Here is a 26,925-nt window from a genome sequence, read left to right on the forward strand (position 1 = left end):
TCTCACGTATTTTTTTGTAAGGTATCTAACACTTTTAGAGTTAGTTAGTCTTTAAATTGGTAATTTCTAGGTTTAGAAATAGAATTTTGTGAAAAGTAGGAAGTTCAGCACCGCTTTTTGTTGTTTTCCAGTCAGACCACGAAGCTTCTAAACCATCAATTGGCAATAGGTCTGTCCACATTTGGTAACTTTTAGGTTTGCCTTCACGATCAAAATGCCATAAGTACGAGTCCCCTGGTGTAGAACCACCTGATGTGTATGTTACTAATAAAGCATCTTCATCTTTATCAGTCTTTACTAATCGTCTTTCGGTACCTTTATCAAAGACCTTGTATGGTGCTGCAATCCAAAAGGAATCATTGTTAAAATAAGCTTCAGCTTTACCTATTAATTTTTGTTTATCTGTGCCTTCATATTTTTGTTTTGCCACATAAACGCTTGATAGACTGGGTTTTTTTAAATGCAACATAACTTTGAAATCGTTCCATTGTACTTCGCAACTATCGGCTGATTTATACCATTTATAATGTTGGCGTCCTTTAAACGTCCATTCAATATAATCTGTACTTAAATAGGCATCATGATTTAGTGACTTTAGCATGTTTATTGCTAATTCATCTGCCATTTTCCCCTTTGTACCACTAGGTAAATCTTTATCGTATCTTATGTATAAGAATCCAAAAAACAGTAAAGATGGTAGTGTAAGGAATATAATAATTCCAAAAAATACTTTGAGAATCCGTTTTAATTGTTTCATTTTTCTTTTTTTAAAAACCTACAGCAGTATCGTCACCGCGTTTGTCAGCGCCACCTTCTAATTGCCCATTTTCTAAGATTAAAATGCCATCTACTTTTCCTATTACAGGAGTACGCTTTTCGTTAATGATATAACCTTTTTCCTCTAATTGTTGTTTTAGACTTACATCAAACGAATTTGGCTCCATTCGAATTTCATCAGGTAACCATTGGTTATGAAATCGAGGTGAATTAACAGCTTGTTGCATCGACATATCGAACTCATGAACATTTAAAATAGTTTGTAAAACAGAAGTGATTATTGTAGATCCACCAGGTGTTCCTAATGTCATATAAAGTTCGCCATCTTTTTCTACAATAGTTGGTGTCATAGAGCTCAACATTCTTTTTTCTGGAGCAATACTGTTAGCCTCAGCACCTATAAGTCCATAATAATTTGGTTCACCAGGTTTACTGCTAAAATCGTCCATTTCATTATTCATAAAAAAACCAAGCTCCTCAACATAGACTTTAGAACCATAGGCACCATTTAGAGTAGTGGTGACGGCTATTGCGTTTCCAAATTGGTCAACAATAGAGTAGTGGGTTGTTTCTTCACTTTCATAACCTACAATTTCGCCATGAGATAAAGAGTCGACTGCGGTTGCTTGTTTAAATGAAAAATCTTGTATCCGATTTTGTAAATAGACATCACTAGTTAATGTTTTAACAGGTATGTCTACAAAATCTGGATCACCTAAGTAATAACTGCGATCTGCATAAGCGCGTTTTTCTGCCTCTACCAATACCTGAATCGTTTTAAGTGAGTTATGACCGTAGTCTTTTAAGTCAAAATCCTCAATCATTGTCATAATTTGATTTAGACAAATACCACCTGATGATGGTGGCGACATTGAGGTAATCACTAAATCATCGTATTCAAACCGAATGGGTTTCCTCCATTTCGCTTCATACTTGGCTAAATCTTCTGCGGTAATAATGCTGCCAATACCTTGCAAATGTTTTAACAGTAATTTTGAAGTTTCACCTTTATAAAACTCATCTCTTCCTTTTGCTATAATGCGTTCAAGAGTTTGAGCTAATGCGAAATTCACGATTTTATCACCAGATTTTAATTCGTTATTAAAAACGAGCTTGTTTCCATTTACAACTTTAAAAATGCTATCGTATTTCTTAAATCTTTTAGCTTGACTTTCAGTAATTGTAAATCCATTTTTTGCTAAATCTACAACGGGTTGTAAAATTGAATTTATATCCAATTTTCCGAAGCGTTCTTGTGCTTTAAATATCCCAGCTATAGTTCCAGGAATACCTATCGCCAAAGCTCCTTGAGTACTTTTTCCTTTAATGACATTTTGGTCCTCATCTAGGAACATATCTTTTGTAGCAGCTAACGGTGCTTTCTCTCTGTAATCGAGTGCACCAACTTCGCCATCAGCTAATCTATAGATTAAAAATCCGCCACCGCCAAGGTTCCCAGCATAGGGATAGGTAACTGCTAAAGCCATTTCTGTTGCCATCATAGCGTCAAATGCATTACCTCCTTTTTTGAGTATTTCAACACCAATTTTTGATGCTTCCTCACGAGCGCTAACCACCATAGCATTTGAGGTTACTAAACCTCTATTGTTAGCCGAACTAGTCTTTTCTTTTTTAATCTCTTTACAGCTAAAAGCGAAAAGTATTAGCAGATAAATTGAAAGGTAATGTCTCATAAATCAAATTCTTTTTCTAGAGCTTTGCGTTTTTGTTCTGTTGCTTCAACTAAATCTTTAAAGAAGAGCGTGAAATCTTCTTCAAATTCTTGATAGTATTCTTTTAATTCCTTTGTGGCTTCATTCATTTTAGAACGATTTTTTGTGCGCCTATTCATGCCATTAAGCACTTTTTGTATGCCTTCAATTTTTGCATAGCTTAGAAGCCAATTGTCTTCAATCATAAATGGTGTTAGATATTTAAATCGTTTTGGAAGGATATCAAAATGTGTTTTAAGATTCGAATAAAATTCTTGCACGTAAGTTGCTAAAGGAATATTAGAATACTGATCCCAGTTTTTGGCTAAAAAGTGGTCATAGAAAATATCAATAATAACACCACTATAATGCCCATAGGTTTTGTGTAAACGCTTTGTACTTCGCTTAAAAATCTTATGTGCATCGGTATACGAATCTATAAAACGGTGCAAAATAATACCGGCTTGCATTGCTGTAGGATACTTATCAAAACGTTTTCCTCTAATACCATCAGCAGCAAAATTGCCAACAGTTAATAATTCATTATTGCCAGACAAGTAAATATGGGCCAAAAAGTTCATCGTTCGAATTTACAAATTCATAATCACAAAATGTAATTTATACGATATTCAAAAATTATTTGTCAGTAGATGTTTCTTGTTCTTGTACTAAAATAGTTTACCATTATATTTGCGGAAAATTAAATACAACATGACACTTATAAAATCTATTTCAGGAATTCGAGGAACAATTGGCGGAAAAGTAGAAGAGAATTTAACACCAATTGATGCTGTTAAATTTGCTGCTGCCTACGGAACCTGGCTTAAAAATCAACGTCAAAAAGACAATTACCGAGTCGTAGTTGGGCGTGATGCAAGAATTTCTGGAGAAATGATACAGAGTTTGGTCATGCAAACACTTGTGGGTATGGGAATTCATGTTATAGATTTAGGACTGTCAACTACACCAACTGTTGAGGTTGCTGTACCAATGGAACATGCAGATGGTGGTATTATTTTAACTGCTAGCCATAACCCTAAACAATGGAATGCGCTGAAATTATTAAATGCTAAAGGCGAATTTTTGAATGGTGTTGAAGGAAAAAAGATATTAGATATTGCAAACTCTACTAATATGGAATTTGCCGATGTAGATCATCTAGGTAAGATTACAATAAACCAAGCATATATTGATATGCATATAGATGAGGTGTTAAATCTTTCTCTAGTAAATAAAAAAGCAATTGCTGCTGCTAATTTTAAAGTAGTTGTTGATGGTGTAAATTCTACTGGCGGAATTGCTATTCCCTTGTTATTAGACCGTTTAGGTGTACATCCAGTAAAATTATATTGTGACCCAACTGGGCATTTTCCTCATAATCCAGAGCCTTTAAAAGAACACTTAGGTGATTTGGCGAAAGCTGTAGTAGATGAACATGCTGATTTTGGAATTGTAGTTGATCCAGATGTAGACCGATTAGCTTTTATGGATGAAAAAGGAGAGATGTTTGGCGAAGAATACACTTTAGTGGCCTGTGCAGATTATGTGTTAAGTAAAACTCCTGGAAATACTGTAAGTAATATGAGTTCTACTCGTGCTTTAAGCGATGTCACAAAAAACCATGGCGGAACTTATGAAGCAAGTGCTGTTGGTGAAGTCAATGTTGTTGAGCTTATGAAGAAAAACAATGCTATTATCGGAGGTGAAGGTAATGGTGGTATTATCTATCCTGAATTGCATTACGGACGTGACGCTCTTGTTGGTGTTGCATTATTTTTAAGTTTATTGGCAGAAAAGAAAATGCGAGTGAGTGAGCTTAGAGCAACGTATCCTAACTATTTCATGAGTAAGAAAAAGATACAATTAACACCAAGCTTGGATGTTGATGCTATCTTGAAGACTATGGAAGCTAAGTATAGCCATGAAAGATTAACAACTATTGATGGTGTTAAAATAGATTTTGAAAATAGTTGGGTACACTTAAGAAAAAGTAATACTGAGCCTATTATTAGAATATATACTGAAGCACAATCACAAATTGAAGCTGACGAACTTGCTGATAAGATAATTGCAGAAATTAAAGCGATAGCAAATATCTAAACCCAATTAAGTAGGTTTTTTATCCTTGTGTTTCCAGCGTTTATGTGTCCAGAGGTAATAGACAGGATTGTCTCTAATCTGTTCTTCTAAAAGTTGATTAAAGGTTTTCATTATCATATAATCCTCTTCTTCTTGAGGGTGTTCTGTGATTAGTATAATGTCTGCTTCATAGTGGCCACGTTTTACTTTATTTATTTTAACGTAACCTACAGGGAAATTATACTTTTTCGCAGTAGTTTCAGCACCAATAAAGCATGGCACTTCAATACCCATAAATTCTAACCAGTGATTTGTTTTTTTGAGCTTTGGAGACTGATCACTTAAAAATGCAATCATTCTCGGGTCATTATTTGCTATGACTTCCTCAATTCTAGTAATTGTATTTCTAGTATCAACAAGTTCAGTATTAAATTTTGAACGTATACGTCTAACAAGATTATCGAAATACGTATTGGCAATTTTCTTATAGATTACAAGCCCAGGAAGATTTATGTGTGATTGCATCGTAGTACACCACTCATAACTGGCGTAGTGACCAAACATAACCAAACAACTCCTTCCGTCTTTTTCTAGCAGGTGTAAAACTTCAGGGTTTTTAACCACAAAACGTTTGTGCATTTCAGATTTAGAAATGCTCATAGTTTTTATCATCTCTAAAAACAAATCACATAAATGACTATAGAATTTAGAGCAAATGGCTTCTATTTCCTTTTGAGACTTCTCAGGAAAAACTAATCTTAAATTAGATTTCACAACCTTTTTACGGTACTTAAAAATTCTGTATATTAAGAAACAAACAACATCCGATAACATATACAAAAGCCTAAAAGGCAGTATTGATATCAACCATAAAATTGGATAAATAAGGATGTATGCTATGAGTTGCATTCAGGTTTATTTTATAGCACAAATATATACTATCTTTGAACTATTAAGAGCGACTTTATGTACAATTTAAGTATAGTGACTATTGTTATAATTGCGGCTAATGTAATTATTTCATTTAAAGGTTTTGAAGACCGACTTTTTTTTGAGCGATATAAATTTAATGTAGGAAGTATAAGACGCAATGAGCATATCCGAATGCTTAGCTCAGGATTTTTGCATGCAGACTCCATGCATCTACTATTTAATATGTTTACGCTCTATTTTTTTGCAAACCCTGTAATCGATGCATTAGGTAGTTTCAATTTTATTATCATTTATATCGCAAGTCTTATTTTTGGAAATCTACTATCTCTATATTTTCATAAAGATGAATACTGGTACAGTGCTATAGGTGCTAGTGGAGCAGTGACTGGAATATTGTATTCAGCTATTTTGTTAGAACCTTCTATGAGCCTATATATGTTCTTTGTTCCAATTCCTATACCAGGTTATGTTTTTGGAATTGGTTACTTATTATACTCCATATATGGCATGAAAAAGCGCATAGGTAATATTGGTCATGATGCGCATTTTGGTGGTGCGGTAGGAGGATATGCTGTTACACTGTTATTATTACCTTCTTTGTTCAAAACTGACTTAGGTCATATTGGTTTATTGGCTATTCCTATTTTAGTTTTATTTGTCCTTTATAAAACTGGGAAATTATCTTAAAGTCTCTCTTATAATTAGTTAGATAATATCTTAAAAAACTAAAAAAAATTGTTGCGTTCTTAAATACTAAAAGTTACATTTGCATCCGCAATTTTAAGGAACGTTCTTTATTTGTGATTTTAGGAGAGGTGCCAGAGTGGTAATGGAGCAGATTGCTAATCTGTCAACGCGTAAGTGTTGCCCGGGTTCGAATCCCGGTCTCTCCGCCAGAATGAGAATAGAAAGGCCAACACACCGGCTGGCCCTTTCGCTAAAAATGTCTACCAGACATTTTTTTACACTCAGTCCGGGGTGTAGCGTAGCCCGGTTATCGCGCCGCGTTTGGGACGCGGAGGTCGCAGGTTCGAATCCTGCCACCCCGACAAAAAGCTTAATTGAGATTTTTTAGAAAGTTTACTTTCATAAAAAATTGAAGAGGGCTTTTGTAAAAAGCACAGCTTTTTGCAACAACACATTTTCAGGATCACTGAACATAGGGAAGTAATCCTTGAATGGTCGCGTAGCTCAGCTGGATAGAGCATCTGCCTTCTAAGCAGACGGTCACAGGTTCGAATCCTGTCGCGATCACGAATACATAGTTCGATAAGAAAAAACGCCAAGCTTGCTTGAGCGTTTTTTTGTTTGTACTATTTTCAAAGCGGAGCGCTTTGGATATATAATCCTGTCGCGATTACAAAACGCCTTACTAGAAATAGTAAGGCTTTATGTTTTATATCTTTACTGCATTATTCTTAAATCGTAGATCATTAATGGGAATTTCAGCCATTGTTCAAAATAGCATTGTTGATAGAACACAAATTTTTGTCCCTACTTTTAATTTCGGTCAGTTTCAGCGCTGGGTTGGACATGATAAATTGAACTATAAAATTGAACTAAATTTCAATGATTTTATAGATTTAATAAGTGAATATTTTGAAAATTTTAGACAAGCTGAAATGCAAGATGACGACCAAGAAGGTTTTGACGAACTCATAAAGTTTAAGCAATTGGGCTGGCCTACTTTAGATGTACTTAAGAAAACGGATTTAGATTTACTCTTTAGATTAATAAAGTTTAATGCATACGACATGCTTCATTCTGTACTTCCATATATAGAAGAAACTAAAACAACAAATACCCTATATTCTATTCAATCTTTAGAGGAATTGGACCTTGACGATGGTCTTATATCAATAACTGGTGTTTGCTTTAAAATTGAGCGTGAAACAGTTTAATTTTAAATTCATTATGACAAAAATCATCTTTTAAAATTCTTTTCAACTTTAGATTTGCACAAGTTTAAATCAATTCTATGTGCACTTTAGTTTCAAAATATAATGTTGCTGGTCCAAGGTACACCAGTTATCCTACTGTTCCGTATTGGAATCAAGATCAATTCTCTTTAAAAGCCTGGAAATCATCATTGAAACAACGTTTTTATGAACGTAAAGATGGTAGAAAAATTAGCCTTTATATTCACTTACCTTTTTGTGAGTCAATGTGCACATTTTGTGGTTGTACCAAACGCATTACTAAAAACCATGATGTTGAAACTCCATACATAAAAAGTTTAATAAAAGAGTTCAGTATGTATGTAGATCTATTGGGCGAAAAACCAATAGTATCTCAAATACATTTAGGTGGTGGCACTCCTACGTTTTTCACTCCAGACAATTTAAGTATGTTGATTAATGGCATCTTGATGATGGCTAGAAAGCCCGAAAATGTTGAGTTTAGCTTTGAAGGACATCCTAACAATACTTCAAAAGAACATTTAATTGTACTTAATGAACTTGGATTTAAGCGTGTATGTTATGGTGTACAAGATTATAATGAAAAAGTACAGAAGGCTATCAACAGAATTCAACCGTATGAAAATGTTTCTAGAACAACATTAACTGCAAGAAGTGTAGGTTATGAATCTGTAGGTCATGATTTGATTTATGGATTACCCTTTCAGACTAAAGAAGATGTAATCAATACTATTGCATCTACCGTAAAGCTTCGTCCAGAACGAATAGCTTTTTATAGTTATGCTCATGTGCCATGGATTAAAGGCAATGGGCAACGTGGATTTAAGGATTGTGATTTACCTACTGCAAAACAAAAACGAATTCAGTATGAAGTAGGAAAAATGATGTTACTTGACGCTGGATATGAAGACATAGGTATGGACCATTTTGCTTTACCAAATGATGAATTGTCTAAAGCAAAGGCTTCAGGTAATCTGCACCGAAATTTTATGGGCTATACATCTCGTAAAACCAATTTAATGATTGGCCTTGGTGTTTCTGCTATAGCAGATAGTTGGTATGGTTTTGCTCAAAATGTCAAGAGTGTTGAAGCATATCAAGATTTAGTTAACAAAACTATTTTTCCAGTATATCGTGGTCATATCTTAACTAATGAAGACTTAGTTATAAGACAACACATTTTGAATCTAATGTGTCGTTTTGAGACAAGTTGGGAAGATGACGCTCTATACTTTCCTGAAATTCCAGATGTATTAGTCAAGTTAAAAGAGTTAGAACATGATGGACTCGTAAATTTGTACACCCATAAAATAGAAGTTACTGAGAAAGGAAAACCCTTTGTGCGTAACATCTGTTTACCTTTTGATTTGAGATTACAACGAAAAAAACCAGATACTAAGCTCTTTTCAATGACGATTTAATAGTTCACTACTTTTTTGAATCTATTTCTTGTCGCGATTTATCGTTAGAAGCATTATTGATGCTTTCAATTGCAAGTGTACAGCTTAGTAAGCCTAAGAATAGTATTAGCGCTGCAACTATTATAAAAATTAAAATGTAAGTATCCATAACTATTTGATTTAATGACAGCTATGTTTTGAAGATGTTTGTTCAACTGCTACCATTTCTGTTGGTGATATATACTTTATTCCTAATCCTAATCCTCTTAAAATGAACAATAGTCCTATTACAACAACAAACACTGGAATCAGTTTCACAATACGTGTTTTTATTGTTCCTTTTAAAAAATTACCTATGTAAATAGCACTTGTCATAAGTGGAATAGTACCCAGCCCAAAAAATACCATATACAAACTACCTTGCCACATACTACCAGTGCCTATAGCACCAAAAACTGCCATGTAAACTAGTCCGCATGGTAGTAGTCCATTAAAAAATCCTAGAGTAAAAAACGTGCCTGGTTCTTTCTTTTTTATTTGAAACCCAATCTTCTGCTTAATTTTTGAAACAAGATTATATATAGGCTTAGAAAAGTTATATCTATTGAAATATTTATTGGGAATTATAATAACAACTATCATAAGAGCACCTATAATGATCGATAGCTGTTGCTGTAAGCCAAACAGTTGCAACCGTTTGCCTAATAATCCAAAAATGAAACCAAGAGCTGCATAAGTAAATAACCTGCCGCTATGATAACTTAGTATTTCAAGTATGCGTTTAGATTTACGCTTTCTATCTAATGGTAGCAAAAAAGCAATAGGGCCGCACATGCCAACACAATGTAAGCTACCTAACAAACCCAATATTAACGCGGAATAAACCATTTAATATGTTATTGCTTTTTTGTATAAGTAGGTTTCGTTATTGGTTTCCCATTCTATAGTTATGTTCCACCGACCATCGAGCAGCCTATTGTCAGGTATGAGCAAATTAGACGTGTTTAGAAGTAATGGAAAATCAAAATCCAGTTTCTGATTCGATGGTCGATATAGGAACACTTTACCTTTGGTATTTGTTTCATTGATTTCTTCAGGAAAGCTTATAAGCCATCCTTCAGTTGTTTTCTTTCCTTTAATAGGTTGTGATAATGTTTTCAAATTAGACTCATTATCAATTTCGTTTTGGTAGGCCATTTCTTTAGCATAATATTCTTCCGTTACTAAATCATGGCTATACTTTTTATCTGTACTCATAGTAATGACGAGATATAATATAAAGCTCATAAACCCGAGCATCCCTAATACAATCCCTTTTCCCCAATTCCATTTCATAATTCTATCTTTTAATATTTAACTATCTATAATTTCTAGGTCCTAAAAAGGCCGTTGTTGTCGTTTCTATTAAATCGTTATTACTGTAAACACCTATTTCTAGTCTGTCTTTATCTCCATTAAGTGCACTTGCATTTAACTCTATAAATAATGTACCTTCTGCTAATCCTTGTTGAGGCACAGTAAATTTTTCATGCGATACTACTGAAATAGTTCCGTTGTGAGACAGGATTTTAAAAGTGACATCTTCGATATCTTCAGTAGTCTTATTTACCAATTTGTACGTGTAAACGTTGCTTATAACATTGTTTGCTTTCCGTTCGTATAGCTGACCAGGTAACCTTAGAATGCGAGCTTCAACATCATTACGTAGGAATAGCATTCCTATTAAAACGGCAGTTAAAATTCCTAATACGGCACTGTAACCTTTTAATCGTGGACTAAATGTAAATTTTGCTTTTTTCTCAATATTATCTTCACTAGCATAGCGGATTAGGCCCTTTGGAAGTCCAACATTATCCATCATCTTATCGCAAGCATCAATACAAGCTGTACAGTTTACACATTCTAACTGTGTACCATTTCTGATATCAATTCCTGTGGGACAAACATGAACGCACTGAAAACAGTCTATACAATCTCCTTTACCAGTTGTAGCTCTATCTTCATTTTTTTTGAATTTTGCTCTTCCTTCTTCTTTTTCACCACGTTTGTGGTCATAGGCGACTACAATAGATTTATTGTCTAATAAAACACCTTGCAATCTACCATAAGGGCAAGCAATTATGCATACTTGTTCTCTAAACCAAGCAAACACAAAATAGAATACTCCAGTAAAAATAAGTAGTGAAATAAATGTACTTAGATGGTTTAATGGCCCATTTGTTATGTATCTTAATAATTGATCACTACCTATGAGATAGGCTAAAAAAACGTTGGCTATAAGAAATGAAATGATAAAAAAGATACTCCATTTCAATGTACGCTTTTTTATCTTTTCGGCATTCCATGGCATTTTAGATAAGCGTATTTGTTTACCTCTGTCACCATCAATCCAATATTCGATTCTACGGAATACCAATTCCATAAAAATGGTTTGCGGACAAATCCAGCCACAAAATAATCGACCAAAAGCTACCGTAAAAAATACCACAAATACAACACCGATAATCATCATAATGACAAATAGGTGAAAGTCTTGAGGCCAAAAAGGTTGTCCAAAAATATTGAAACGTCGTTCTAATACATTGAACATTAAAAACTGGTTGCCTCCAATTTTTAGAAAAGGTGAAACAAATAGAATAGTGAGTAAGCCATAGCTTACAAGTTTACGCCATTCATAGAAACGTCCTTCAGGTTTTTTTGGAAAAATCCACGACCGCTTTCCTTCAGCTGTAACAGTACTTATACTGTCTCTAAATATTTCATTTGGAGGTGTTTCCATGAATTAATTTAGTATAAGCTTAACTCGTTTTATTGAATAATTTGATATTTAATTATCTGCGTTGATTAGGACTTCCTCTGTAGTTTCAGTAGCCTCTATTTCTGCTTCTTGTTCCACAGGTTCTTCTTCAATTGATGCATCTGGATCTATCCAAATATCTCCTTCTGCAGCTTTTGGTTCAGCTGGTATAGTGCCTTGAAAACCTAAGATATAACTGGCTACTTGTGCCATTTCTGAAGGTTTTAATTCTGTCTTCCACGGTACCATACCTTTTCCATCTCGACCACCTTCTGATATAGTTCTAAATACATTTTTAATGCCACCACCAAGAATCCAATATTCGTCTGTTAAATTTGGTCCAATACCGCCGCCACCATCAGCTTTATGGCATGCTACACAGCGTTCGTTAAAAATGATTTTACCTGCATTTATATCACTTGCTTCGGTAAGTAGAGTTACAGTATTTACATCTACTAAATCCTTAGCAGTTTTTTTCCATTCTTCAATTTCTGCTTTTGCAATTGCAACCTCAGTATCATATTCTTCAGATTGGGTATAGTCTCCAAAAACATGAAAACGTGCCAAGTAGATTACTCCAAAAAGGATAGTTGCATAAAACCCATATAACCACCATGGTGGTAATTTATTATCGAGTTCTAATATGCCATCATAGTTATGGTCTAGTATAATTTCATGTTCTTCTTCTATAGGTTTGCTACCTAATAACTTTTTGTACGTTTCCTTAAACCATTTGAATTGGTTAGCTTTTTCTAAAGCCATTTTCTCATCAAATCGTTTTTGTGCTTCTAGATCAAGTGATAAATAAAGCACTCGTTGTAGAGCTGCAACGCAGACCTCAATAGCCATCATGAACAGAATCACAGTTCCTAAAATAACCCAATACCAAACTTGAGAAAGCGATTGTAATGGTGCCTCTGCTGAGGTCACGTACATTAGAAATATTGCACTGATTATTGTAAAAAGTGTAATACGAATATAGGATGCGGTTGTTCTCATGATTGATTTGATTTTTTGATTATACTATCGTCTAATGGAATTTCGCTTACTTCTTTTATATGCTGTTTTTTAGCAGTGAAAACCCACCAAAAAAGAGCAGTAAAAAAGATGAAAAAAATGAGTAATGAAATGATAGGGTATATTTCTACGCTATCAATCTGTTCTAGGTTTTGTTTTACAAATTTTAACATCGCTTATTCGTTTAAATTTACTGCAGTGTCACCTGCATTTTTAACTTTAATATCTGTACCTAATCGCTGTAGATAAGCAATAAGTGCAACGACCTCTCGATCTTTCATATCTATAAAGTCTTCATTATTATCTTTTGCATACGTTTTATCAGCCTCATAGGCTTTAGCAAAATCTGGATCTGTATAGAGGTTTTGTTCAATTTTTGCTCCTTGCTCATCCATCGATTGTTGTGCGTTTTCAATGTCTTCTAAAGTATATGGAACACCTAAGGTTTTCATAGCTCTCATTTTATCTTCAGTCAGGCTCTTGTCGAGTTCATTTTTAATTAACCATTTATATGAAGGCATTATTGAACCCGAAGATGTGCTTTGAGGATCGTAAAAATGATTTAGATGCCAATTGTCACTGTATTTGCCACCTATACGCAATAAGTCTGGTCCTGTGCGCTTGCTTCCCCAAAGGAATGGATGGTCGTAAACAAACTCACCAGCTTTTGCATACTCGCCATAACGTTCTACTTCGCTTCTAAATGGCCTCACCATTTGTGAGTGACATGCATTACAGCTTTCCCTAATGTAAATATCGCGACCTTCTAGTTCAAGAGGCGAGTATGGTTTTACGCTACTAATTACAGGAACATAATCGTCTACCATTAATGATGGAATAATTTGAACCATACCACCAATAAGAATTGCGATTGTAGCATAAATGGTAAGTTTTACCGGACGTCTCTCTAACCATGTGTGGTAACCTTCTTTAGCTGTACGCTTTTTGGTTACTTTTTGTAGTGGTGCAGCCTCAGCAAGTTCGTCTGTTACTTTCTGTCCAGCTCTTGCGGTCATAATTACATTATATACACCGATTAAAGCTCCTACAACAAACATACTTCCGCCAATAGCACGCATCCAATACATTGGAATAATCTCGCTTACCGTTTCAAGGAAATTACCATATACTAATGTGCCATCAGGGTTAAATTGTTTCCACATGGATGCTTGCACAAATCCAGCTACATACATTGGTAAAGCATACATAATGATACCTAGTGTACCTACCCAAAAATGAACATTAGCCAGTTTTGTTGACCACAACTTTGTTTTAAATAGTTTAGGAATTAACCAATAGACCATTCCGAAGGTTAAGAAACCATTCCATGCCAATGCACCAACATGTACATGAGCAATAACCCAATCACTAAAGTGAGCAATAGCGTTCACATTCTTTAGAGATAGCATTGGACCTTCGAAGGTTGCCATACCATAACCAGTAATAGCTACTACCATGAATTTTAAAACAGGGTCGGTTCTTACTTTGTCCCACGCACCACGTAACGTTAATAGCCCGTTAATCATTCCACCCCAAGAAGGTGCTATAAGCATAACCGAAAATGCAACTCCAAGATTTTGTGCCCAATCTGGTAGTGAAGAATACAATAGATGATGTGGTCCTGCCCATATATAAATGAAGATGAGTGACCAGAAGTGTACTATTGATAATCTATAAGAATATACAGGTCTATTAGCAGCTTTAGGTACAAAGTAGTACATCAATCCAAGAAATGGTGTTGTTAAAAAGAAGGCTACTGCGTTATGGCCGTACCACCATTGTACTAGCGCATCTTGGACTCCGGCATAAACCGAGTAACTTTTTAGAGCACTAACAGGGATTTCAATACTGTTTACAATATGGAGTACAGCGACAGTAACAAATGTTCCTAGGTAAAACCAAATGGCTACATATAAATGGCGTTGCCTTCTTTTTAAAATTGTACCAATGAGGTTGGCTCCAAAGGCCACCCAAACTAGTGCTATGGCAATATCAAAAGGCCATTCTAATTCGGCATATTCTTTTGATGTCGTATAACCTAATGGTAAGGTTATAGCTGCCCCAACAATAATTAATTGCCATCCCCAAAAATTGAAATTACTTAGCCAATCTTTCCACATTCGGGCTTTAAGTAATCGTTGCGTAGAGTAGTAGACTCCTGCAAAAATTGCATTACCTACAAAGGCAAATATTACGGCATTTGTATGCAAGGGTCTTAATCTACCAAAGCTAAGCCACGATATTCCATCTGTAAGATTAGGGAATAAGAACATAAATGCGAGTAATAGTCCTACTGCCATTCCGATAATACCCCAAAACATTGTTGCTACAATGAATTTTCGGACTATCTTATTATCGTAATAAAACTGTTGTACTTCCATAGTTTTTTAGTTGTTTGTACTATTTGTATTGGGTGATTTTTCTGTTTTTATTTCGTCTTCAAAAAGAATTCGTATAGATGGAGTATAAGTGTCATCATATTGTCCTTTTCTCACAGAAAAAATGAAAGCAACAAAAAAGACAAGTGCTACAATAACACTAATTGCTAACAGCATATAAATAATACTCATACCTACCTGAATTTGATTGTAAAACTACCATCACTTTTTACCAAAAAAGATGACTTTTATCAGTTTGCATATTTTCTTTTTTACACTATTATACTTCTATGTACAATAATGCCAGTTTTGCCTTTTGATTGATAGTACTAAGCCTATTATTTAAGGGGCATGATGGAGCTTCAGCCATTTGATTATTCGACTTGTATATTGCGTTTAGTTTTTCTATAGCATGAATGAAATTTTTTAAAGTCCGTTGCCAGTATTTTTCTATTGTAGCACAAATCAAAATTTGCTTGTATTGAACTTGTTGTAAGTGTTCTAATTGTTTTTCAAATTGATTTAACCAAGTCATTCCAGCCAGACTTTTTTTATCATTAAAGTTGTTATGTAACAGACTCACAATTTCATTAGTTCCGTACTCTTTTGCTGCTATTACAAATGCTAAATCAGGATTGCTTGATTGCATAGATTTTACAGATTTCATACTCTTAATTTTTTGGTTACCAAATAGGTGTATATTGTTGTAAATACTACTATACTTATAGAACTTAGGGGCATTAGTATAGCCGCTATTACAGGTTTTAAATGTCCAGTTATAGCAAATCCTAGTCCAATAAGATTATATAGTAATGAGAAAATGAATGCATATTTAATGATGCGAATTGCTTTACGTGACAGAGAAAAAAACTTTGGGAGTAATGAAAACTGATTAGCATCTAGGATACCATCACATGCTGGTGAAAAAACATTGATGTTTTCTGAAATTGCTATACCAACATCACTCTGCGCTAGTGCTCCTGCATCGTTTAAACCATCACCCAACATCAAAACCTTTTTTCCTTGAGATTGGAGTTTTTTTATAAAATCTAGCTTGTCTTCTGGTTTTTGATTAAAAAAATACTCTGTGTGTTTTGGTAGTAATTTTGAAAGTGCTTCTCGTTCATTGTCATTATCACCTGATAAAACAATAAGATTGTACTTTTTTAAATTATTGAATGTTGATTTTAATGCGTTTCGGTAATCGTTGCAAAAACTGTAAAACCCTTTATAATCGTTAGAAGTTGCTACATGTACTTGAGTTGTGTTGTGATTTTCAACTTGATTTTGAGTGTGGTTTGATTGATTTATATAATTAAGGCTTCCAGCATATATATGTTGCTTATTTTTTGAACCATGAATTCCTTTGCCAACATCTTCTTTAAAATCATCTAAAGTGTAAATTTCTTCACTTTGTAACCATTGGTATAATGCTCTACTAAGTGGATGATTCGAAGAACGTAATGTATTGGTTAGTAAATTTTGTTCTTCTGGGTTTAGTGCTTTACCATGATAAGTAATATTATTTTTTTCGCTAGTTGTAAGCGTACCAGTTTTATCAAATACAAGTGTATCTAATTGTGACATCCGTTCGATAATCTCAGCATTTTTTAAGTACAGTTTTGCCTTGCCAAAATAGCGCAGAATATTACCTAAAGTAAAAGGTGCTGCTAGTGCAATTGCACAAGGACATGCTACGATAAGCACAGCCGTAAATACATTTAGAGCTTCAGCAGGCAAATACCACAACCAAAAACCGAGTGCTAGAATGGCAATGCTAATAATTACAAGTGTAAAGCGTTTACTAATCTGATCTGTGAGCGTCTGAAAAGCTGATGTATTCTTTTTATTGAACACATCATTTGACCAAAGTTGTGTAAGGTAACTCTGTTCGACGGCATTTATTACTTCTAATAAAATGCTTCCACCTGCTTGACGGCCGCCAGCAAATACTTTACTGCCAGAACTCTTAGCAACGGGTTGTGTTTCGCCCGTTACAAAACTATAATCAATAAAAGCATTACCAGAAATTAAAATAGCATCAACAGGAATGAGCTCTTCATTGCGTATTAAAATTCTATCGCCTGGCTGTAAATTTTTGATTTGGGTCTGCTTTTCTTCATTACTGTCTTTGGCTAATTGAGTAACTGCAAGTGGAAAGTAAGACCTGTAATCACGCTCAAAAGATAAATACGCATAGGTTTTTTTCTGAAAGAACTTGCCAAGCAATAAAAAGAATACTAAACCAGATAGACTGTCAAAAAAACCTGTACCAATATCTAGTATAACTTCTAAAGCAGATCTAACAAATAAGACACTTATTCCAAGTGCGATAGGTACATCTATATTAAATAGTTTTGAACGTAGTCCTTTAAATGCAGAAATAAAATAATCCCAACCTGAATAAAAAACCACAGGTAATGCAAACAAAAACATTAACCAACGGAACACAAATTTGAAACGATCCAACCAAAATTCATCTACCTCAAAGTATTCAGGAAATGATAAAAACATGATATTCCCAAATGCAAATCCTGCAACACCAAGTTTATATATTAAGCTACGGTCAGTTTTCTTTTGTTTAGTATCATCGTCTTCTAACGAAATGTATGGCTCATAACCAAGTCGAGTAAGTAGTTGAACTACATTAAAAAGCGAAAGCGCTTGAGTGTTAAATTGTATTCTAACCGTTTTTTCTGGGAAATTAACCTGTGAACTAATGATACCATTGTTTATTTTCCCAAGATGTTCTAGTACCCAAATACATGAACTACAATGAATAGAAGGTATTAAAAGGTTAACGATTTGGGTATCTTGCTCATTAAATTCAAGTAATTTAGATGCTATTTGCTCATCTTTCAGATAATCAAACTTGCCCTCAAAACGAATAGGTGAAATACCCGGTGATTGTTCGAGGTCATAATAGTAAGTGAGGTCATTCTCGTTTAATATTTCGTAAACAGTTTTACATCCATTACAACAGAAGTGTTTGTCTTGAAGCACAATAGTTGTGTCTCTGCAATCATCACCACAATGGTAACAACTTTCCATAGTCTAATTTTTCAAATTTGCTTATACCTGAGGCAAAATTGAATATTAATCACTTCTTAAAAGATGATAAAAATCATCTTTTAAGATTTTTTTGAATTAAAGAATTGTATTAGTTCTTAAATTGTTAGAAAAAAGTATAGCATGAAAACCAATGGAATGTTTTGGTTAGCATTAACAACTTCTATTCTCATAATAGTAACCATTTTTGCGGCCATGAATCTCATCTTCTCAACGGTATTTTATTTAACTATTGTTGGTCAAGTATTACTTGTTTTTTCAGTTGTTAAAGTCCTAAAAGACGATTATAAAACTGATAAAACATTTGAAGATTTCTATGAAGATCGATCAGACTTAGGAAGAAATTAGTTCATCTCTGACAGAATAAAAGAAGCCCTTAACTACGCTGTTAAGGGCTTCTAAACAATTATTATTAACCAATACTAATAATCGTTTATATCATTTTTACATCTTTACAGTTAGCACCGGCATTTTTGCATGATTTGCAACATCTTCGCTAATGCTACCTTGCAAGAAGTGCGCTAATCCTTTTCTACCATGAGTAGGTATTGCAATAATATCAGCGCCAACTAGCGCAGCATATCTCATAATACCTTGTTCTACAGTATAATCAGAAAATCGCTTTACTGTTTTTATCGCTTCAACTGGATTAGAATGTTTCACTTCTTTAAAGAAGTCTAATAAGACGTCGTCCATTTCATAAGTAGTTTTAAAATTATTAGCTGGAGTGTTTACATATAAAAACTCTAAACGTGTACCGAGCATTTTATTAATTTCAACTATACGATTGTAAGCAGAAACAGTCTCGAGTTTAAAATCACTTGCATACAATACAGTTTCTGGTGCAAAGTTTAAATCATTATCCTTTATTACTAATACAGGTATCTCTGAAGAGCGAACTACTTTTTCTGTATTGCTGCCCATAAAAAATTCCTCTAAACCTTGACTGCCATGCGATCCCATTACTATGAGATTTACATCCAGTTCAATTGCCATTTCGGATACAGATGCAAAGCTTAAATGCTTTTGCAGTACTGGTTCTACTATTACACCATCTAAAAAAGAAACTTGAGTAAACTCTTCAAATTTCTTGCCTATAAGTTTACTGTAATAAAGTGCTTCTTCAAAATTATTTGGTTCTTTAGTTAAGCCACTTTCAATACCAGCCATATGGGTAAGAACAATCTTGGCGTTAACACGTTTTGCTATAATTGCAGCTACTTTTAAAGCTTTTTTTGATGTGTCTGAAAAGTCTACGGGTATTAATAGTGTTTTCATGAGAAAAGTATTTGTGTGATATAAAATCAAAATTAGACTATTGATATTTCAAAAAAGATGACATTTATCATCCAATTAAAAACTAGGTGATATATGTCATAATTTATGCATAATAAACCTGTTATGTTTGTTGCAAATTAAATTGCATATGAATACCAAGGTTACTATTCAGAATTTAAAATGTAGCGGCTGTAAAAATTCCATAATTAAGCACATCAAAAAGGTCAATGGTATAAGCAATATCAAAATCGACATAGAATCTAGTGAAGTTGCTTTTGAATATGCTACAGAAAGTGCACATATAGAGTTGCGAAAAGCTCTCTCAGCACTTGGATATCCTATAACTGGCGATCCTAATACTATTATGGATAAAGCAAAGTCTTACGTGCAATGTGCAATAGGCAGATTACAGTAACTTCTTAGTTATTAAATTATTATTTTACTTTTTTACAGATTATGATTACTCTAGAGTTGTTAAGATCAGACGTGAAGAATAGGTAAACATCACCGCCATCTTTAACCTTAAGTTTTCTACGGATATCACCTACCGAAAGTGGAAAGTTACGAGTGGTAACATTGGCTTTAGAGATACCTTCTTTTGAAAATGCTTTCTTATTAAACGGGATACATTTCACAATCATAAAACGTCTACCTGGGAAATTTAAGAGCTCATCTGAAGTGTATAAATGCGAGTGCTGATGAAGTTTTGGAATGTTTAGTTTATCACTTAGTATATTAAATGCACCTGCCTTTAAAATTGCAGAATTTGATTCGTAGAGATAGGTAAGAGGCAAGCTATATTCTGGAATAGTATTGCTTTCTTCGTTAAAACTAAATTGAAATGTTTGAGGACTTGTTTTTGTAAGATTTACTGCCTTAATTGTGAATTCAGCGTCATAATCGCGCTCTAAAATCCAGAGTAATTCTTTCACGTCATTATTAACAGCAACAATATGCAATTCCTTTGCAAACTTTAAATTATTTCTTGTAGCTTTTATATCTAGCAGTGGTGATGTTTTTATCATCACATTTTTAGCATATTTAAAAAACAGACCTTGAAACGTTTTTACATTTGGTGTACAATCGGACAATAAGAATACTTTGTTTTTAGAATCATCTCTACGTGATGGGTCGATATATATCCAATCAAATGGTTTGTCTATTTGTTTTAAGGCGTCAATTCCATTTTCATTACGACATTCTATATTAGAAATATTTAAGTTCTTATAGTTATGTTTTACAATTTCTGACAGTTCAGAATTAATTTCGCAATGGGTAATATTTTTTACCTGTTTTGAAAAATAAAGACAATCAACACCAAAGCCTCCAGTTATGTCTATTAAAGTGTCACCATTTATTAATTGCGCTTTATAATTTGCTGTTTTTTCAGAGGAAGTTTGCTCTATATTTAACTTGTTAGGATAATAAATATTCTTAGTATTATACCAAGATGGAAGTTTGATTTCACAGCGTTTTTTAGCTTCAATTTGCTCGATGATGTCCTTAGAATCAATATTCTCAAAAGGAACACCTTTCAGCAACAACGAAGTAATATCCGTCTTTAGATTTTTTGATATAAACGCTTGAACTTCGGTATTTAAAATGTCTGGATTCAAAAGACAATTACAAACCTTTGGTTAGTTTTTTAACCACTTTATATTCAGATAAAAATTCTTTAAGTACCACTTTGATAGCTGTGTAAGTTGGTACTGCTATTATCATTCCTACAATACCGAATAGGATTCCTGCTATTATAATTACTAAGAATATTTCTAATGGATGCGATTTTACACTTTTTGAAAAGATAATAGGTTGACTTAAGAAATTATCAACCAATTGTGCTATTACAAAGCCAAGCATTACATATGTGGTTTTTGGTAATATCTCGTTATTGAAACTTAATTCTTGACCTAAGCCGCTTGTTATACTTAAAAATAGCATTAAAAATGCACTAACCAATGGACCAACATAAGGCACTAAATTGAGGAGCGCACATAAAAACGCTATAACTACTGCATTATCAATTCCGAAAATGAGTAGTACAATCGTGTAAATTATAAATAGGATAAGTATCTGAAACACCAAACCTATAAAATAGCGAGATAATAAATCTTTAATCTTATTGAAGGAGTTTTTTGATTTGTCTTCATTGCCTTTAGGTACAAAAGCCATAATACCATTTTCAAAAAGTTTACTGTCTTTTAAGAAGAAAAACGAGATGAATAAGACCGAGAATAAACCAATGCTAAAACTGCCAACGCCACTAATAACGCTATTTAAAAACGATGGTATAGCAGAGAAATCGAATTTAGATAGCAGGCCAGATTCTTTGATAGATTGTTCGATATCTATGTCATTAAACTCAAAATAGTTTACCAATTGCCCATAAATATAATTGATATTATTATTGAACTCAACTGAGTTAAGCAATGCCAAACTTTTGCCCTGATCTTTAATAAGTGGTATAAACATAGATACTAAACCAATGAGAATACCAATAAACATTAACATAGTAACAACAACTGCAATTGTTGCATTGAATTTAAGTTTGCGTCTTAAAAATAGAACAACGGGTCTTCCAATAAGCGAAATTACAGCAGCGACAGCTATGTAAACAATAACAGATTGTATTTTGTATAGAAAATAGAGAACTAGTGTAGTCGCAACAAGAATACAAGTAGCTCTTAAGATTCCGTTTGCAATGGTTTTTGAATTCATATCTCAAAGATGCTGAAATAAATTTAGTAGTACAAATTTCAGGAATTAAGTTGGTTTGTTATTTCGTACAATGCAATGCTAGTGGCCTGAACGACATTCATGCTGCTATTCTCACCATACATGTTTATGTGCATAATATCATCAGCTGTGCTGAGTATACCTTCTGAAATCCCCAAATTTTCATTGCCTAATACTAATACAATAGGCTTGTTTTTGTTTAATTGAAGTTCATATAATGACTTACTATTGGTCGTAATTTCCAAAGCTATAATTTGGTAATCTTTTTCTTTAAAACGTTGAATTACCTTATTAATGTCTATACCAACCTTGTAATTAACATACTTTTCGGTAGAACGTGATGTCTTCTTCATGCGTTTACCAAGCTCAATATCTTCACCGCAAAAAATAAGTTCTTCAACTCCAAAAGCATCAGCTACTCTAAATAGGCTTCCAATGTTTGGCGCATTGCTAATAGCATCACAGACAATAGTTATTGGGAATTGTTGTTTCTTAAAGTTTGAATTGTAATGAGTACGCTGCAATTAGGAAAGCTATTTTACCATTGTTCTATTAAATGCACTTGACTTCTTCTTCATTTCTGACCAAAACCAAAGAGGAATAGCACCACTTAATGTTGAGATGTATCCATAATCCCATAAGAAGTATGTTACGACTACAGCTGCAGCAAACCCAAAAAGGACCATTGTGTAGTCATCATCAGCATAAAGTCTATTTATATGCTTTTTTGTAAAATTGCCACAATGCTTACAGCGTTCATTAATTTCATTGGTACCTAATTCCATTAATAACTCATGTCGATTAGTAGCTTTGGTTTTTATGTAATTATCTTTTTTGCAAGATGAACAACGATAACTTAGTTTCATAGTTTTAATAAAATCAATTTACAAACACATATTTTACGATGTTAGCACCCATTTTTAAGGCTTTTTCACGAATATCTTCAGGGTCATTATGTACTTCTTGGTCTTCCCAGCCATCACCTAAATCACTTTCAAACGTAAAGAGTAGTAATAGTCTACCCTCATGAAAAATACCTAAAGCCTGTGGTGCTTTTCCATCGTGCTCATGAATTTTTGGAAGCCCATTAGGAAAACTATACTGAGCATTGTAGATTGGATGTGTTTTAGGAATTTCTATTAGGTCTTTATTTGGGAATACTTTCTTTAACTCCTTAGTAATATAAGGTTCCATGCCATAATTATCATCGATGTGTAAAAAGCCGCCCGATAAGAGATAATTCTTCAAATTCTCTGCATCTTCTTCACTAAAAAACACATTGCCGTGACCCGTCATGTGTAACAAAGGATATTGAAAAATATCAATACTACCAACTTCAACAGTTTCAATACTCTCGCTAATATTTGTGCCAATATTGTCATTGCAATACTTTACTAAGTTTGGTAATGCCGTTGGGTTACTGTACCAATCACCGCCACCATTATATTTTAAAACAGCTACACTTTGTGCATTAATCGTTAAACAAATTGTAAAACTGGTACTTATTGTAAGTATTATTTTTTTGAGCGTACTAAAAATCATATCTCAAATGTAATAAGAATGTTTATGAAAACTAAAGCCTTAACATTATTTATAATTCCCTTTTTATTAGGTACTACAAAAAATATTGAAAACGATTATACAACAGATACAAATCCGGTGGTTCTGGAACTATTTACATCTCAAGGATGCTCGAGCTGTCCGCCAGCAGATGAGTTGCTAAAAGAAGTAAGGTCTGATAATGTGATAGCATTATCTTATCATGTAGATTACTGGAATTATATTGGATGGAAAGATCCTTTCAGCAAAAAAACATTTACAGATAAGCAACGTAAATATGGCAGTAAGTTTTATAGTAGTACTATTTACACACCGCAAGTAGTAATAAATGGTAGGGAGCATTTTGTTGGCTCTAAGCAACGATTATTACAACAAAAAATACAAGAGTATTCAAAGCAAAATCACAAAAGTGAAATAATTGTAAGTAAGGCCGCTAAATCATCTGACTATGTGACGTTTGATTACAATATTGAGAATTTAGACACTAATGATAATCTTAGAATCGTGCTCGTAATTGATGAACGTAAAACGTCTGTTAAACGAGGAGAAAATAGAAATAGAGAGCTTATTAATAGCAATATCGTAGTATCAGAACAAAAGTTTAAGCTCAATACGTCTAAAGGTAAAGGTTCTATACATATACCAAATATAGTAGAAGATAAGGACGACTTAACGTTAGTACTTATTTTAGAAAATAACAACTTAGATATCCATACCGCAACTCAAGTTTCACTTTAAAGAGTGTTATAAAAAGCGATTGAGTGGCAGGCAACAATAGCAGCAGTTTCTGTACGTAAACGTGTTCCCCCAATAATAACAGGTACAAAACTGTTTGCTGTTGCCTGTTTTATTTCGTTTGTGCTAAAATCACCTTCAGGCCCAATTAGTATAGTTACGTCTGAATTTGGTTCTATAACACTTTTTAGAGATTTACGCTCGGTGTCTTCGCAATGGGCGATGAATTTTTGACCAGTTATATCTTGGCTTATAAAATCTTTAAATGCAGTTAAAGGTCTTAATTCTGGCATATAATATTGCAGAGATTGCTTCATTGCGGATTGAATAATCTTTTCAAAACGTTCAGTCTTTATAACCTTTCGCTCACTATGGTCACATAACAACGGCGTTATAGTATCAATACCTATTTCAGTAGCTTTCTCTAAAAACCATTCGAAACGGTCGTTCATTTTCGTTGGAGCCACAGCTAAGTGCAGTTTATAAGTTCTTTTATTGTGTTTTTCTTTCGAAATAATGTTACCAGTACAATGTTTTTGTTCTGCTAGAGTTAGTTCGGTTGTAAAAACCCAACCTTTGCCATTAGTTATATTTAAAGAGTCACCAACTTTTTTACGAAGTACTTTGACAATATGACGACTTTCGTCTTTATCAAAAACAATAGTATTGTCATTTTCAGAAATATCTGGATTATAGAATAACTGCATTTACTTCTTTTGAACAATTTTAAGAACCGTAATCTCTTCAATAGTTTTATCGTCTTCAGTTTTTTGGAGCACGTAGTGTCTTTTTGGATACTCATCAAAACTAAACGTATAACCAACAGGCTTGTCTGCTATGGCTTTTTCGAAGCGCTTAGAGAATGTTCCTTTTTTAACCCATCCTAAATCGCCGCCGGTTTTAGCTGTTGGGTGCACTGAATAAACTCTGGCTAAATTATGAAACTTATGCTCACCATTTCTTATACCTTTTAGAATATAAGAACGCAAGGAATTAATTTCTTGCACAGGTGTTTTGTTGCCATCAAAAAGCATGATACTAGCACGATAATGAGAGGTTGTTTTTTTATCTATGACTTTATAGATAGTCTTACCAGTCTCAGTTTTTATAACTTTCTTGCCACCTTTTGATAAGTTTAATAACTCTGTGGCGAGTTTAGATTTATGTTTTTCTTTATTAAAGGTAATAAGCTTGCCTTCAATGTCTTTGGAGTTGGATTTAATAAAAGCCTTTGCATCTTCAGTATTTTGTATTGAATCTAATGATGTCTCAATACCTTTTTGTGCAAACAGAATTGCGGGAATTAGAAATAATAATAAGAGGACTTTGTGCATAGATTATCTTCCTTTTAATGAATGTATTAAACTAATCTTTAGGTTAAATATAAATAGATTTTAGGCTAAAAATAAACTTTACTAAATCTTTAATCTGGCTGTTGCCATAATATCAAAATCAGAGAAATCCTTTTCTAAATATTTTAGATAACCTACAATTCCAATCATTGCTGCATTATCTGTAGTGTATTCAAACTTTGGGATATAGGTTGTCCAACCAAACTTATGTTCACCATTTTTTAATGCCGCTCTAATGCCTGAGTTAGCCGAAACGCCACCACCAATTGCTATGTGTTTTATACCCGTTTGTTTAACAGCTAGTTTTAATTTATCCATTAAAATTCCAATAATAGTATACTGTATTGAGGCACAGATATCATTTAAGTTGTCTTCAACAAAGTTTGGGTTGTTCTTAGTTTCTCGCTGAACAAAGTAAAGAATTGCGGTTTTTAAGCCAGAGAAACTAAAATCAAGACCATCAACCTTAGGTTTTGTGAATTTAAAAGCTTTTGGGTTTCCTAATTGCGCGAGTTTGTCTATTTGTGGTCCAGCAGGATAACCCAAACCTAAAATTTTACCACTTTTATCATAAGCTTCACCAACAGCATCATCAATGGTTTCACCAATCACTTCCATGTCAAAGTAACTTTTAACTTCAACTATTTGAGTGTGTCCTCCAGAAATAGTCATTGCTAAAAACGGAAAAGGTGGTTTTTTGTAACCGTCTTCCTTGATAAAATGCGCCAAAATATGCCCTTGCATATGATTGACGTCTATTAGTGGAACATCTAAACCATAAGCTAGGGACTTCGCAAACGACGTTCCAACAAGCAATGAGCCCATTAATCCTGGACCCCGCGTAAAGGCAATAGCATGCAATTGCTCTTTGGTAATTTGTGCTTGTTTTAAGGCTCGATCTACAACTGGTACAATATTAGATTGATGTGCTCTAGAAGCCAATTCAGGAACAACACCACCATATTCGGCATGTACGTCTTGGTTTGCTACAACATTACTTAAGATATTATCGTTACAAAGTACAGCAGCTGATGTATCATCGCATGAAGATTCAATTCCTAAGATGTATATATTTTCTTTTGCCATTGGTTATGATTAGGCACAATAATTGTTAATTTTGACTTATAAAGTCCAAAACGTTACTATTTCCGTATAATCAAAGACAAATATAACAGTTTTGCTG

At 33.7% G+C, this 26,925-nt stretch carries 30 protein-coding genes and 3 tRNA genes; 10 read left to right on the top strand and 23 right to left on the bottom strand.

What is annotated here, in order from left to right; translation table 11 throughout:
• Positions 1–40: 40 nt before the first annotated feature.
• Genes ED556_RS07280 through ED556_RS07290 form a run of 3 tightly spaced genes read right to left on the bottom strand, consistent with a single transcriptional unit; the run spans position 41 to position 3,070 of the window.
• Positions 41–757, bottom strand: coding sequence for a hypothetical protein (locus ED556_RS07280; RefSeq protein ID WP_296321426.1), 717 nt, complete (start codon positions 755–757; stop codon positions 41–43).
• Between the two features lie 10 nt (positions 758–767).
• A complete protein-coding gene (gene ggt, locus ED556_RS07285; RefSeq protein ID WP_296321430.1) occupies positions 768–2,471 on the bottom strand; it encodes a gamma-glutamyltransferase in 1,704 nt (567 codons plus the stop codon).
• A complete protein-coding gene (locus tag ED556_RS07290) occupies positions 2,468–3,070 on the bottom strand; it encodes an acyl carrier protein phosphodiesterase (protein WP_296321433.1) in 603 nt (200 codons plus the stop codon). The genes ggt and ED556_RS07290 overlap by 4 nt, the downstream gene beginning before the upstream one ends.
• Positions 3,071–3,200: 130 nt before the next feature.
• Here ED556_RS07290 and glmM point away from each other — a divergent pair, with 130 nt between their 5' ends.
• Positions 3,201–4,589 carry a phosphoglucosamine mutase gene (gene glmM / locus ED556_RS07295; protein ID WP_296321438.1) on the top strand — a complete coding sequence of 463 codons (1,389 nt, stop codon included), beginning with the start codon at positions 3,201–3,203 and terminating at the stop codon, positions 4,587–4,589.
• A 6-nt stretch (positions 4,590–4,595) separates the two neighbouring features.
• On the opposite strand, the gene ED556_RS07300 is transcribed toward glmM, so the two are convergent.
• Positions 4,596–5,477, bottom strand: a complete 882-nt coding sequence (locus ED556_RS07300; protein ID WP_296321441.1) for a lysophospholipid acyltransferase family protein — start codon at positions 5,475–5,477, stop codon at positions 4,596–4,598.
• A gap of 57 nt (positions 5,478–5,534) precedes the next feature.
• Here ED556_RS07300 and ED556_RS07305 point away from each other — a divergent pair, with 57 nt between their 5' ends.
• The 6 genes from ED556_RS07305 (at position 5,535) to hemN (ending at position 8,841) form a co-directional block, all read left to right on the top strand.
• Positions 5,535–6,188 carry a rhomboid family intramembrane serine protease gene (locus tag ED556_RS07305; RefSeq protein ID WP_296321444.1) on the top strand — a complete coding sequence of 218 codons (654 nt, stop codon included), beginning with the start codon at positions 5,535–5,537 and terminating at the stop codon, positions 6,186–6,188.
• A gap of 122 nt (positions 6,189–6,310) precedes the next feature.
• Positions 6,311–6,397 (top strand) — tRNA-Ser (locus ED556_RS07310).
• A gap of 78 nt (positions 6,398–6,475) precedes the next feature.
• Positions 6,476–6,550 (top strand) — tRNA-Pro (locus tag ED556_RS07315).
• 131 nt (positions 6,551–6,681) lie between these two features.
• A tRNA-Arg gene (locus ED556_RS07320) sits at positions 6,682–6,755 on the top strand.
• Positions 6,756–6,937: 182 nt separating this feature from the next.
• Positions 6,938–7,402: a hypothetical protein gene (locus ED556_RS07325; RefSeq protein WP_296321447.1), complete on the top strand. Its 465-nt coding sequence runs from the start codon at positions 6,938–6,940 to the stop codon at positions 7,400–7,402.
• A gap of 77 nt (positions 7,403–7,479) precedes the next feature.
• Entirely contained in the window at positions 7,480–8,841 is a 1,362-nt protein-coding gene (hemN, locus tag ED556_RS07330) for an oxygen-independent coproporphyrinogen III oxidase (RefSeq protein ID WP_296321451.1), read from the top strand.
• A 7-nt stretch (positions 8,842–8,848) separates the two neighbouring features.
• Here the strand turns inward: hemN and ED556_RS07335 are convergent, their stop codons facing one another.
• The 10 genes from ED556_RS07335 to ED556_RS07380 form a co-directional block, all read right to left on the bottom strand.
• Entirely contained in the window at positions 8,849–8,989 is a 141-nt protein-coding gene (locus ED556_RS07335) for a hypothetical protein (protein WP_296321453.1), read from the bottom strand.
• 11 nt (positions 8,990–9,000) lie between these two features.
• Positions 9,001–9,708, bottom strand: a complete 708-nt coding sequence (locus tag ED556_RS07340) for a sulfite exporter TauE/SafE family protein (protein ID WP_296321456.1) — start codon at positions 9,706–9,708, stop codon at positions 9,001–9,003.
• Entirely contained in the window at positions 9,709–10,155 is a 447-nt protein-coding gene (locus tag ED556_RS07345; RefSeq protein ID WP_296321459.1) for a FixH family protein, read from the bottom strand.
• 22 nt (positions 10,156–10,177) lie between these two features.
• Positions 10,178–11,599 carry a cytochrome c oxidase accessory protein CcoG gene (ccoG, locus tag ED556_RS07350; protein WP_296321461.1) on the bottom strand — a complete coding sequence of 474 codons (1,422 nt, stop codon included), beginning with the start codon at positions 11,597–11,599 and terminating at the stop codon, positions 10,178–10,180.
• 48 nt (positions 11,600–11,647) lie between these two features.
• Positions 11,648–12,616 carry a cbb3-type cytochrome c oxidase N-terminal domain-containing protein gene (locus tag ED556_RS07355; protein ID WP_296321464.1) on the bottom strand — a complete coding sequence of 323 codons (969 nt, stop codon included), beginning with the start codon at positions 12,614–12,616 and terminating at the stop codon, positions 11,648–11,650.
• Complete coding sequence (locus tag ED556_RS07360) at positions 12,613–12,807, bottom strand: CcoQ/FixQ family Cbb3-type cytochrome c oxidase assembly chaperone (RefSeq protein WP_296321467.1); 195 nt, start codon at positions 12,805–12,807, stop codon at positions 12,613–12,615. Before ED556_RS07360 ends, ED556_RS07355 begins: the two co-directional genes overlap by 4 nt.
• 3 nt (positions 12,808–12,810) lie before the next feature.
• Positions 12,811–15,015, bottom strand: a complete 2,205-nt coding sequence (ccoN, locus tag ED556_RS07365) for a cytochrome-c oxidase, cbb3-type subunit I (RefSeq protein ID WP_296321470.1) — start codon at positions 15,013–15,015, stop codon at positions 12,811–12,813.
• A 6-nt stretch (positions 15,016–15,021) separates the two neighbouring features.
• On the bottom strand, positions 15,022–15,204 hold the full coding sequence (gene ccoS, locus ED556_RS07370) for a cbb3-type cytochrome oxidase assembly protein CcoS (protein ID WP_296321473.1): 183 nt from the start codon (positions 15,202–15,204) through the stop codon (positions 15,022–15,024).
• 88 nt (positions 15,205–15,292) lie between these two features.
• On the bottom strand, positions 15,293–15,679 hold the full coding sequence (locus ED556_RS07375) for a hypothetical protein (RefSeq protein ID WP_296321475.1): 387 nt from the start codon (positions 15,677–15,679) through the stop codon (positions 15,293–15,295).
• Positions 15,676–18,063: a heavy metal translocating P-type ATPase metal-binding domain-containing protein gene (locus ED556_RS07380; protein ID WP_296321477.1), complete on the bottom strand. Its 2,388-nt coding sequence runs from the start codon at positions 18,061–18,063 to the stop codon at positions 15,676–15,678. Before ED556_RS07380 ends, ED556_RS07375 begins: the two co-directional genes overlap by 4 nt.
• 141 nt (positions 18,064–18,204) lie before the next feature.
• Between ED556_RS07380 and ED556_RS07385 the strand changes: the two genes are divergently transcribed.
• A complete protein-coding gene (locus tag ED556_RS07385; protein WP_296321480.1) occupies positions 18,205–18,429 on the top strand; it encodes a hypothetical protein in 225 nt (74 codons plus the stop codon).
• Positions 18,430–18,525: 96 nt separating this feature from the next.
• Here the strand turns inward: ED556_RS07385 and ED556_RS07390 are convergent, their stop codons facing one another.
• Complete coding sequence (locus tag ED556_RS07390; RefSeq protein ID WP_296321483.1) at positions 18,526–19,359, bottom strand: universal stress protein; 834 nt, start codon at positions 19,357–19,359, stop codon at positions 18,526–18,528.
• A gap of 148 nt (positions 19,360–19,507) precedes the next feature.
• On the opposite strand from ED556_RS07390, the gene ED556_RS07395 reads away from it, so the two are divergent.
• Positions 19,508–19,774: a heavy-metal-associated domain-containing protein gene (locus ED556_RS07395; RefSeq protein ID WP_296321486.1), complete on the top strand. Its 267-nt coding sequence runs from the start codon at positions 19,508–19,510 to the stop codon at positions 19,772–19,774.
• A gap of 19 nt (positions 19,775–19,793) precedes the next feature.
• On the opposite strand, the gene ED556_RS07400 is transcribed toward ED556_RS07395, so the two are convergent.
• From ED556_RS07400 to ED556_RS07420, 5 genes are read right to left on the bottom strand one after another with little or no spacing between them, the layout of a single operon-like run.
• A complete protein-coding gene (locus tag ED556_RS07400) occupies positions 19,794–20,975 on the bottom strand; it encodes a class I SAM-dependent methyltransferase (protein ID WP_296321491.1) in 1,182 nt (393 codons plus the stop codon).
• A 7-nt stretch (positions 20,976–20,982) separates the two neighbouring features.
• Positions 20,983–22,077, bottom strand: coding sequence for an AI-2E family transporter (locus ED556_RS07405; RefSeq protein WP_296321493.1), 1,095 nt, complete (start codon positions 22,075–22,077; stop codon positions 20,983–20,985).
• A gap of 38 nt (positions 22,078–22,115) precedes the next feature.
• Positions 22,116–22,619, bottom strand: coding sequence for a TrmH family RNA methyltransferase (locus tag ED556_RS07410; protein ID WP_296321495.1), 504 nt, complete (start codon positions 22,617–22,619; stop codon positions 22,116–22,118).
• 9 nt (positions 22,620–22,628) lie between these two features.
• On the bottom strand, positions 22,629–22,961 hold the full coding sequence (locus tag ED556_RS07415) for a hypothetical protein (RefSeq protein WP_296321497.1): 333 nt from the start codon (positions 22,959–22,961) through the stop codon (positions 22,629–22,631).
• A 13-nt stretch (positions 22,962–22,974) separates the two neighbouring features.
• Positions 22,975–23,637: a DUF4159 domain-containing protein gene (locus ED556_RS07420; protein WP_296321498.1), complete on the bottom strand. Its 663-nt coding sequence runs from the start codon at positions 23,635–23,637 to the stop codon at positions 22,975–22,977.
• A 24-nt stretch (positions 23,638–23,661) separates the two neighbouring features.
• On the opposite strand from ED556_RS07420, the gene ED556_RS07425 reads away from it, so the two are divergent.
• Positions 23,662–24,393, top strand: a complete 732-nt coding sequence (locus ED556_RS07425) for a thioredoxin family protein (RefSeq protein ID WP_296321500.1) — start codon at positions 23,662–23,664, stop codon at positions 24,391–24,393.
• On the opposite strand, the gene ED556_RS07430 is transcribed toward ED556_RS07425, so the two are convergent.
• The 3 genes from ED556_RS07430 to tsaD all read right to left on the bottom strand — a co-directional run bounded on the left by ED556_RS07430 (position 24,390) and on the right by tsaD (position 26,828).
• The gene (locus tag ED556_RS07430) at positions 24,390–25,097 is read right to left on the bottom strand and encodes a 16S rRNA (uracil(1498)-N(3))-methyltransferase (RefSeq protein ID WP_296321502.1); all 708 of its coding nucleotides are present in this window, start codon (positions 25,095–25,097) and stop codon (positions 24,390–24,392) included. The genes ED556_RS07425 and ED556_RS07430 overlap by 4 nt on opposite strands.
• A complete protein-coding gene (locus ED556_RS07435; RefSeq protein ID WP_296321505.1) occupies positions 25,098–25,724 on the bottom strand; it encodes a peptidylprolyl isomerase in 627 nt (208 codons plus the stop codon).
• Between the two features lie 81 nt (positions 25,725–25,805).
• Positions 25,806–26,828 carry a tRNA (adenosine(37)-N6)-threonylcarbamoyltransferase complex transferase subunit TsaD gene (gene tsaD, locus ED556_RS07440; RefSeq protein ID WP_296321507.1) on the bottom strand — a complete coding sequence of 341 codons (1,023 nt, stop codon included), beginning with the start codon at positions 26,826–26,828 and terminating at the stop codon, positions 25,806–25,808.
• Positions 26,829–26,925 lie beyond the last annotated feature (97 nt).

Origin of the sequence: Winogradskyella sp., assembly GCF_003712105.1 — a bacterium.
In the GTDB taxonomy this organism is placed as follows: Bacteria; Bacteroidota; Bacteroidia; order Flavobacteriales; family Flavobacteriaceae; genus Winogradskyella.

Excerpts from the sequence above, each read along its gene's own strand:
- ED556_RS07280 (WP_296321426.1), bottom strand. The coding sequence starts at position 757 with ATGAAACAATTAAAACGGATTCTCAAAGTATTTTTTGGAATTATTATA.
- ggt (WP_296321430.1), bottom strand. The coding sequence starts at position 2,471 with ATGAGACATTACCTTTCAATTTATCTGCTAATACTTTTCGCTTTTAGC.
- ED556_RS07290 (WP_296321433.1), bottom strand. The coding sequence starts at position 3,070 with ATGAACTTTTTGGCCCATATTTACTTGTCTGGCAATAATGAATTATTA.
- glmM (WP_296321438.1), top strand. The coding sequence starts at position 3,201 with ATGACACTTATAAAATCTATTTCAGGAATTCGAGGAACAATTGGCGGA.
- ED556_RS07300 (WP_296321441.1), bottom strand. The coding sequence starts at position 5,477 with ATGCAACTCATAGCATACATCCTTATTTATCCAATTTTATGGTTGATA.
- ED556_RS07305 (WP_296321444.1), top strand. The coding sequence starts at position 5,535 with ATGTACAATTTAAGTATAGTGACTATTGTTATAATTGCGGCTAATGTA.
- ED556_RS07325 (WP_296321447.1), top strand. The coding sequence starts at position 6,938 with ATGGGAATTTCAGCCATTGTTCAAAATAGCATTGTTGATAGAACACAA.
- hemN (WP_296321451.1), top strand. The coding sequence starts at position 7,480 with ATGTGCACTTTAGTTTCAAAATATAATGTTGCTGGTCCAAGGTACACC.
- ED556_RS07335 (WP_296321453.1), bottom strand. The coding sequence starts at position 8,989 with ATGGATACTTACATTTTAATTTTTATAATAGTTGCAGCGCTAATACTA.
- ED556_RS07340 (WP_296321456.1), bottom strand. The coding sequence starts at position 9,708 with ATGGTTTATTCCGCGTTAATATTGGGTTTGTTAGGTAGCTTACATTGT.
- ED556_RS07345 (WP_296321459.1), bottom strand. The coding sequence starts at position 10,155 with ATGAAATGGAATTGGGGAAAAGGGATTGTATTAGGGATGCTCGGGTTT.
- ccoG (WP_296321461.1), bottom strand. The coding sequence starts at position 11,599 with ATGGAAACACCTCCAAATGAAATATTTAGAGACAGTATAAGTACTGTT.
- ED556_RS07355 (WP_296321464.1), bottom strand. The coding sequence starts at position 12,616 with ATGAGAACAACCGCATCCTATATTCGTATTACACTTTTTACAATAATC.
- ED556_RS07360 (WP_296321467.1), bottom strand. The coding sequence starts at position 12,807 with ATGTTAAAATTTGTAAAACAAAACCTAGAACAGATTGATAGCGTAGAA.
- ccoN (WP_296321470.1), bottom strand. The coding sequence starts at position 15,015 with ATGGAAGTACAACAGTTTTATTACGATAATAAGATAGTCCGAAAATTC.
- ccoS (WP_296321473.1), bottom strand. The coding sequence starts at position 15,204 with ATGAGTATTATTTATATGCTGTTAGCAATTAGTGTTATTGTAGCACTT.
- ED556_RS07375 (WP_296321475.1), bottom strand. The coding sequence starts at position 15,679 with ATGAAATCTGTAAAATCTATGCAATCAAGCAATCCTGATTTAGCATTT.
- ED556_RS07380 (WP_296321477.1), bottom strand. The coding sequence starts at position 18,063 with ATGGAAAGTTGTTACCATTGTGGTGATGATTGCAGAGACACAACTATT.
- ED556_RS07385 (WP_296321480.1), top strand. The coding sequence starts at position 18,205 with ATGAAAACCAATGGAATGTTTTGGTTAGCATTAACAACTTCTATTCTC.
- ED556_RS07390 (WP_296321483.1), bottom strand. The coding sequence starts at position 19,359 with ATGAAAACACTATTAATACCCGTAGACTTTTCAGACACATCAAAAAAA.
- ED556_RS07395 (WP_296321486.1), top strand. The coding sequence starts at position 19,508 with ATGAATACCAAGGTTACTATTCAGAATTTAAAATGTAGCGGCTGTAAA.
- ED556_RS07405 (WP_296321493.1), bottom strand. The coding sequence starts at position 22,077 with ATGAATTCAAAAACCATTGCAAACGGAATCTTAAGAGCTACTTGTATT.
- ED556_RS07415 (WP_296321497.1), bottom strand. The coding sequence starts at position 22,961 with ATGAAACTAAGTTATCGTTGTTCATCTTGCAAAAAAGATAATTACATA.
- ED556_RS07420 (WP_296321498.1), bottom strand. The coding sequence starts at position 23,637 with ATGATTTTTAGTACGCTCAAAAAAATAATACTTACAATAAGTACCAGT.
- ED556_RS07425 (WP_296321500.1), top strand. The coding sequence starts at position 23,662 with ATGAAAACTAAAGCCTTAACATTATTTATAATTCCCTTTTTATTAGGT.
- ED556_RS07430 (WP_296321502.1), bottom strand. The coding sequence starts at position 25,097 with ATGCAGTTATTCTATAATCCAGATATTTCTGAAAATGACAATACTATT.
- ED556_RS07435 (WP_296321505.1), bottom strand. The coding sequence starts at position 25,724 with ATGCACAAAGTCCTCTTATTATTATTTCTAATTCCCGCAATTCTGTTT.
- tsaD (WP_296321507.1), bottom strand. The coding sequence starts at position 26,828 with ATGGCAAAAGAAAATATATACATCTTAGGAATTGAATCTTCATGCGAT.